4 protein-coding genes are annotated in these 6,761 nt (G+C 42.9%); 1 reads left to right on the top strand and 3 read right to left on the bottom strand.

The window, feature by feature from the left end:
- Positions 1-212: 212 nt before the first annotated feature.
- Complete coding sequence (locus PN466_RS00960; RefSeq protein WP_271936210.1) at positions 213-1,646, bottom strand: RecQ family ATP-dependent DNA helicase; 1,434 nt, start codon at positions 1,644-1,646, stop codon at positions 213-215.
- Positions 1,647-1,727: 81 nt separating this feature from the next.
- The gene (locus PN466_RS00955; RefSeq protein WP_271936209.1) at positions 1,728-2,036 is read right to left on the bottom strand and encodes a Dabb family protein; all 309 of its coding nucleotides are present in this window, start codon (positions 2,034-2,036) and stop codon (positions 1,728-1,730) included.
- Positions 2,037-2,106: 70 nt separating this feature from the next.
- Here PN466_RS00955 and PN466_RS00950 point away from each other — a divergent pair, with 70 nt between their 5' ends.
- Complete coding sequence (locus PN466_RS00950; RefSeq protein WP_271936207.1) at positions 2,107-3,744, top strand: Ppx/GppA phosphatase family protein; 1,638 nt, start codon at positions 2,107-2,109, stop codon at positions 3,742-3,744.
- A gap of 1 nt (position 3,745) precedes the next feature.
- Here PN466_RS00950 and PN466_RS00945 read toward each other — a convergent pair whose 3' ends face one another.
- The gene (locus PN466_RS00945; protein ID WP_271936206.1) at positions 3,746-6,706 is read right to left on the bottom strand and encodes an EAL domain-containing protein; all 2,961 of its coding nucleotides are present in this window, start codon (positions 6,704-6,706) and stop codon (positions 3,746-3,748) included.
- Positions 6,707-6,761: the final 55 nt, after the last annotated feature.

Here is a 6,761-nt window from a genome sequence, read left to right as displayed (position 1 = left end):
CTGACCAGGCTTTGAGCCATACAATCACTTCTATTTTCCTATGGTTTCTCGTTTTTCTCCAGTTTTTTTCCGGGTAAATATTCCCTCCACTTGGTCTCATTATCTATGCTACACTTTGTCGTGCGGAATGTGGGTTTCAACATTCTATGATAGTATTTGCAATGATAACTGCGATCGCCCATAGAAAGACGCATTCTCCAGAGCTTACTACCCTATCTCCCCATGAACTCACAGCGATCGCAATGCAAGCACCGATAATTGTCTGCCACCTTAAATCCAAAGGCTTCTAACAGGAATTTCCAGCGACAGCCACAAGTTATTAAATAGCGCTGCATCTTTCGTATCGCTTGGTTATTGTCTAAAGCACTCGATGAAGAACTCGACAGAATTTCATAGTGAAATGGACTGTGCCATTGGAGCTTTCCTTGGCTATGCAGCACGGATAAGGCGAGGGGAGCTTGGCGATAGGATTGACTGAGCTGCCGTACATCCCCTTGAGGGGGTAGGGTATAGGTGAGGCTTTGGGCGACTTGTTGGAGCGATCGCTGTTGTCCGATAAAATAATTTTGGCGTTGCTTATCCCCAGGATCGAGCCATCCCGTAGGTTCACTGATTAAAGTAATCGCTCGCGCCAGTTGTCCATCTCGTCCTGCTCTGCCCACTTCCTGCATATATTCGGATAAAAGTAGGGGCGGATGGTAGTGCATTACCCAGCGCACATTGGGTTTATTAATCCCCATTCCAAAGGCAGAAGTACAGACAACCGCTTGCACATCTTCCTCAAACCATTGATTTTCAATCGTTCGTCGCTGCTCTGGACTTAAACCCGCGTGATAAGCAGCCGTGGTAAGCTGGTGCTGCTGGAGCCATTGAGAGAGCATTTCACTATCTTTGCGGGTGCGAACATAGATTAACCCACTTTCCTCATTCGATCGTTTGAGAACCTGCAAAATTTGGTTTTTGCGTCCTCTGGGTGACCAAGCAATTTTAACGCTTAAATGGAGATTTTCCCGATAAGGATTGAGGAGAAACGTTTGCGGATCTTGCAGATCCAATACTTCTTTGAGAATCGATTGGGTGTAGGAATCAGCAGTCGCGGTAAAGGCGGTGATCGCCAATTTTGTCCCTCTAGGTTTATGCTTTAATAAAGCCGAACGAACTGCACCCAACCGGCGATAAGCGGGGCGAAAGGTTTCCCCCCACTGAACCAAACAATGGGCCTCATCTAAAATGAATCCATTAATCTTAAGTTTGGGTAAACAAAGTCGATCCCAAACGGGAGGACTGAATAAGGTTTCTGGAGAAAGATAGAGTAATCTCAGTTTCTGCTCTTCAAGCTGTCGGAAGACCTGTTTCCGGACATACGTGGGCTGTTCGCTATGGATAGAAGCAGCTTTGAGGTTCCGTTGTCGCAGTTCTTGTACTTGGTTTTCCATCAGTGCCACGAGCGGAGAAACAACTAAGGTTACTCCGTTTTGCAGGAGGGCAGGAAGTTGAAAACAAATGGATTTTCCGCCACCAGTGGGCATGACGACGAGGGCATCTTCTTGTCTCAATAAAGTCTGAATAATTTCCCCTTGGGGAGTGCGAAAATCGTCATATCCCCAAATCTGTTGAAATGCAGCCCGGACTTGTTCAAATTCCATGGTAATTATGCCCTCTCCCTAAATCCCTCTCCCACAGGAAAGGGACTTTCCCCCATCTCCCTATCCCCCTATCTCCCTATCCTATTGACCATCCTCTGGGATTTCATAATCCATGGCTAAAATGTTAATTGCGATCGGCTTAATGAGTGTTTGTACGACTTCTTGATGGGCGGGATGATCTTGATAGGCTTGTAGACTGGCAGAGTCTTGGAAACGAGCAACTAATCCATGGGTAAATCCTTGGGCGCGATCGCAGAAATTTTCGCCACAAGATAATGCCAGAATTTGGGGAATTTTACCTTTTAATTCCCTGAGTCTGGTAACGACGGCTGAGAGGCTTTCGGGGGAGGCATCGGGTTTAAATTGAAACAAGACGATATGTTCGATCATAGGAGAGGTCAATTGAGTCCCTTTTAAAGATACCCTGGATCGTAAAACTTAGACCAAAGAAAGCATTATCATGGTTAATCAAATCGTCGATTCCTCAACCCTGATTCAGACTCCTACGTTTCCGACACCCGAAACGCCTCAGATTTTAGCGGCGATTGATGTGGGAACCAATTCTGTACATATGGTGGTGGTTCGGATTGATCCCACACTCCCCACGTTTACCATTATTGACCGGGAAAAGGAAACAGTGCGTTTGGGCGATCGCGACTCAAAAACGGGGGCGCTGAAAGTAGAGGTCATGGAGAGGGCGATCGCTGCTTTTCGGCGTTTTTTACAAATTGCCAAAAGTCTCGAAGCGGATGAAGTTGTTGCCGTTGCCACCAGTGCCGTAAGGGAATCCCCCAATGGTCGGGATTTCCTCAAACAGATTAAATCTGAACTAGGATTAGAGATTAATCTGATTTCCGGGCCAGAAGAAGCACGACGCATTTATTTGGGAGTCCTTTCTGGGATGGACTTTCAAGGTTTACCCCATGCCATTATTGATATTGGTGGAGGATCGACAGAGTTAATTTTAGGAGATGGACAAGAACCTCGCTCCCTGAGCAGCACGAAGGTGGGAGCCGTCCGGTTAACAGCAGAATTTATTACCACCGATCCGATTAGCGATCGCGAATTTAACTATCTCAAAGCCTATATTCGAGGACGCTTAGAACGGGCAGTGGAAGAGCTACAAAGTTATCTGCAACGGGGTGAAATTCCCCAGTTAGTGGGCACATCGGGAACCATTGAAACCTTAGCGTGTATTGATGCTTGGGAACGGTTAGGTATGGAACCGAGTCCCTTAACCGGTTATGAGTTAAAGCTGAAAAATTTACAAGAGATTATTGAGCATTTGCGTAAGCTGCCAGAGAGCGATCGCGCTCAAATTCCCGGAATGTCGGAAAAACGCTCAGAAATCATTATCGCAGGCGCTTTAGTTCTCCAAGAAGCCATGATTTTATTGGGCATTAATTCCTTAGTAATTTGCGAGCGTGCCCTACGAGAAGGTATCATTGTAGACTGGATGCTCACTCATGGTTTAATTGGCGATAAATTAGAATATCAAAGCCAAGTTCGCTATCGTAGTGTCCTCAAAGTAGCCCAAAAATATCAGGTGAACTTAGAATCGAGTCAGCGTATGGCTAATTTTGCTGTTCATCTGTTTGATTGTACCCAAGGAATTCTCCATTATTGGGGAAACTCAGAACGAGAACTACTCTATGTAGCCACAATTTTACATAACTGTGGAGTTTATGTGTCCCATGCAGCCCATCATAAGCATTCCTATTATTTAATTCGCCATGGTGAATTACTGGGATATACAGAAAACGAAGTAGAAATCATTGCCAATATCGCCCGATATCATCGGAAAAGTGCCCCGAAGAAAAAGCATGAAAACTATACCAATTTGATGCATAAGAGCGATCGCCAGTTAGTGAGTCAAGTTAGCCCATTTTTACGATTAGCGGTTGCTTTAGACCGCCGACAAATTGGGGCAGTCGAGTCTTTTGCTTGTCATTATAATCCTGCAACAAAAGAGTTGTATTTAAAACTTAAGCCAGCCAATATAAATGATAATTGTGAATTAGAACGTTGGAGTATTGATGACAAAAAAGAGGCGTTTGAGTCGGAATATGGGATTAAAGTACGTGCCGGTTTGAGTTAACTCAAAAACGTTTTTCATCCTGTAATAATCGAGTAACATTTTCAGCATCTAAGGGTTTAGCGAAAAAGTAGCCTTGACCAAATGTGCAATTCAAACTGCGCAGTTGCTGCATCTGATCGATGGTTTCAATCCCTTCAGCAATAGTTTCCATCCCTAAACTGTGCGCCAGAGAAATAATGGTATGAACAATTTCTGCATTTTCTCCCAATTGCGTGATGGTTTGCACAAAAGAACGATCCACTTTCAGAGTATCAACTGGGAAACGATGTAAGTAAGCTAAAGAACAGTATCCTGTGCCAAAATCATCAATGGAGAGTTCGATATTGCGCTTTTTTAGTTCCTGGAAAATGGCGATCGCACTTTCAGGATCTTCCATGATAGCCGTTTCCGTAATCTCTAGCTTCAAGTATTTGCCCGGTAAATCCGCTTCAGCTAGAATCTGATCGATGCGATCGCATAAATTGGGCGTTAATTGGCGACTCGATAAATTCACACTCATCTTTAAGTGGGAAAAATTCCTAAATTGGGTGTGCCACTGTTTTAATTGCCGACAACTTTCTAATAATACCCATTCACCAATCGCACCAATTAAACCCGATTCTTCAGCAACGAGGATAAACATCCCAGGAGAAACAAATCCTCTCTCCGGATGATACCATCGAATTAAAGATTCAAAACCAATAATTTTACCGCTTCCTAACGCGACAATAGGTTGATAGTAGACATAAAATTCTCCTGGATGTGCATGATTCTTATTTTCTGGATAGAGTAGTAAACGCAGATCTGTTTCAATCTGCATTCGCTCCATCGCTTCTTGACGCATAGTCCAATCAAAAACAACAGTACAATTTTTACCTTGTTTTTTAGCTCGATACATCGCAATATCTGCATTGCGCAGGATATCATCCACATCCTGGTTCTCCGGCAAGTTATAAGCAATACCAATACTAGCCTGCATAAACAAATCATGACCCCCTAACTTAAAGGGTTGTTCGAGATGTTCGTGAATCTGGTTAGCAATATTAATTACATCTTGTAGCCGATCCTGGTTTTCCACCAGAATGGTAAACTCATCTCCGCCTAATCGCGCAATCGTGTCGTGTTCGCTAATACACTGTCGTAGAGTCCAGGCGATCGCAATCAACAACAAATCGCCCACCCAATGTCCCATACTATCATTAATACTCTTAAACCCATCTAAATCAATAAATAAAACCGCAAATTGATAGTTGGGATTTTCATGATATAGAGCATTAGCCTTCGCTAACGCTTTGATAAAATAGGCCCGATTAATCAGTCCTGTCAACGAATCATGAGACGCATAATAGCGCAGTCTTTTTTCCTGCTGTTTTTGTTCTGTAATATCAACGACAGAACCCTCATAATAGAGTAACTTTCCTTGGTTATCTTTAACCCCCCTCGCTCGTTCCAAAATCCAAATAATGCTGCCATCCCGACGATAAATTTCCGCTTCAAACTGAGAGAGGACTTCTTTTTCTTGTAACAACACTTTGAATTTTTTTCGACTCTCCGGATTAACATAGAGTTGATGCTCCACATCTGCCATATTATCCATCAAATCTTCAGCCGATTCATACCCATAAATTTTCGCCAATGCTGGATTAGCACCAATCATTTTTCCTTCAGGAGTCGTTTGAAAAATCCCTTCCATAGAATTCTCAAAAATACTTCGATATTTTGCCTCAGCTTGCTTCGATTCAAACATTGATCCAAGTTGCATCGCTACAGAAGCAACCAATTCCATCAACTTAGAATCTCTTTCTTGAGAGCATCTTCTGAAGAAAACCAACACAGCTAGAATATGATTATTGGCTACAATAGGAACACCCAAACCTGCTTTAATACCACATTCTGCCGCTACTTTATTGCGGAAAAACAAATCACCTGATCCTTGAGAGATATCAAAAACCCATTCCGTTTTTTGTGAACCCCACACTCGTCCAGGTAAACCGACATGAGGTGGAAACGCAATCTGCTCACTGACCGCTCGAAAATATTGGATTTGTGGATAGATTTCTGGACGGATATGACTTTGTTGATACCAGACTCGACTACAGACCAACTCCTGTTTTTGAGCAGATGGTATCCAAGCTTCAGCAATATCCCAACGAGTGGCTTCACAAATCAGTTCCATCGTCACTGCCAAAGCATGATCGAAATTCTTGGATTCACTAACCGCTTGAGTGAGTTGATAAAGGAGATGAATTTCCGTTTCACGACGTTGACGGTCAGTAATATCAATGCCTAAACCCACAAAATATTCAATTTGATTTGTTTCTGGATTGGCAATAGAACGTCCATTCCACTCTACTAAAAGTTCTTGACCTTCTTTAGTTAAGATGCGATTTTGATGATGGATGGGTTCCAAGGAATGATAGTGATGTTCAAATATTACTGATAATTCAGCACGATCGGCTTCTGGAACAAAATGAGAGAGATAATCTAAACCGATCGCTTCTTCTGCTGTATACCCGACAACTTCCAGCATCGATTTATTGATTTTTTTTACTTTTCCATCTATCCCAATAGCTACAAAAAACGCTGGATTTGATTCCCATAAAATATGATTAAAACCTTTGTTTTCTCGATCGGGGAAGTTTTTCGGGGTAGTGAAGAGATGGTTTTTATTTGTTCTGTTCAAGGTTTTGCTAATTAAAACAACACTGGTGAGTCCTAAACTAAAAAATAGAATGGGAATTCCCCGACTGCCTGATACAACCAGACCGCTTAGGGAGCGATCGCTTCTATTTTCCAGTACAATTGACTGGGTAGATGGATCTCTCCCTTGAGTTGCTTTCCACTCAACCTCGTGATTATTCAAGGTGATAGGCTGAGTAATAATACTGAGACAGGAGGCGATCGCAATAATCCCCAGCAACTGTAAAATAGAACTCATAACCATTACACCATCTAGCTTACCGTCTTTCAATCCCACCATCATCTAACCACAGTTTCCCCTGAAACTACTAGGCAAAACGATCGCAAGATAGTTCTCC

Source organism: Roseofilum reptotaenium CS-1145 (assembly GCF_028330985.1).
In the GTDB taxonomy this organism is placed as follows: Bacteria; Cyanobacteriota; Cyanobacteriia; order Cyanobacteriales; family Desertifilaceae; genus Roseofilum; species Roseofilum reptotaenium.
This window is presented reverse-complemented; position numbering and strand designations above follow the sequence as displayed.

What these genes read in the sequence shown, in the direction of transcription:
- PN466_RS00960 (WP_271936210.1), bottom strand. Translation starts at nt 1,646, where the DNA reads ATGGAATTTGAACAAGTCCGGGCTGCATTTCAACAGATTTGGGGATAT.
- PN466_RS00955 (WP_271936209.1), bottom strand. Translation starts at nt 2,036, where the DNA reads ATGATCGAACATATCGTCTTGTTTCAATTTAAACCCGATGCCTCCCCC.
- PN466_RS00950 (WP_271936207.1), top strand. Translation starts at nt 2,107, where the DNA reads ATGGTTAATCAAATCGTCGATTCCTCAACCCTGATTCAGACTCCTACG.
- PN466_RS00945 (WP_271936206.1), bottom strand. Translation starts at nt 6,706, where the DNA reads ATGATGGTGGGATTGAAAGACGGTAAGCTAGATGGTGTAATGGTTATG.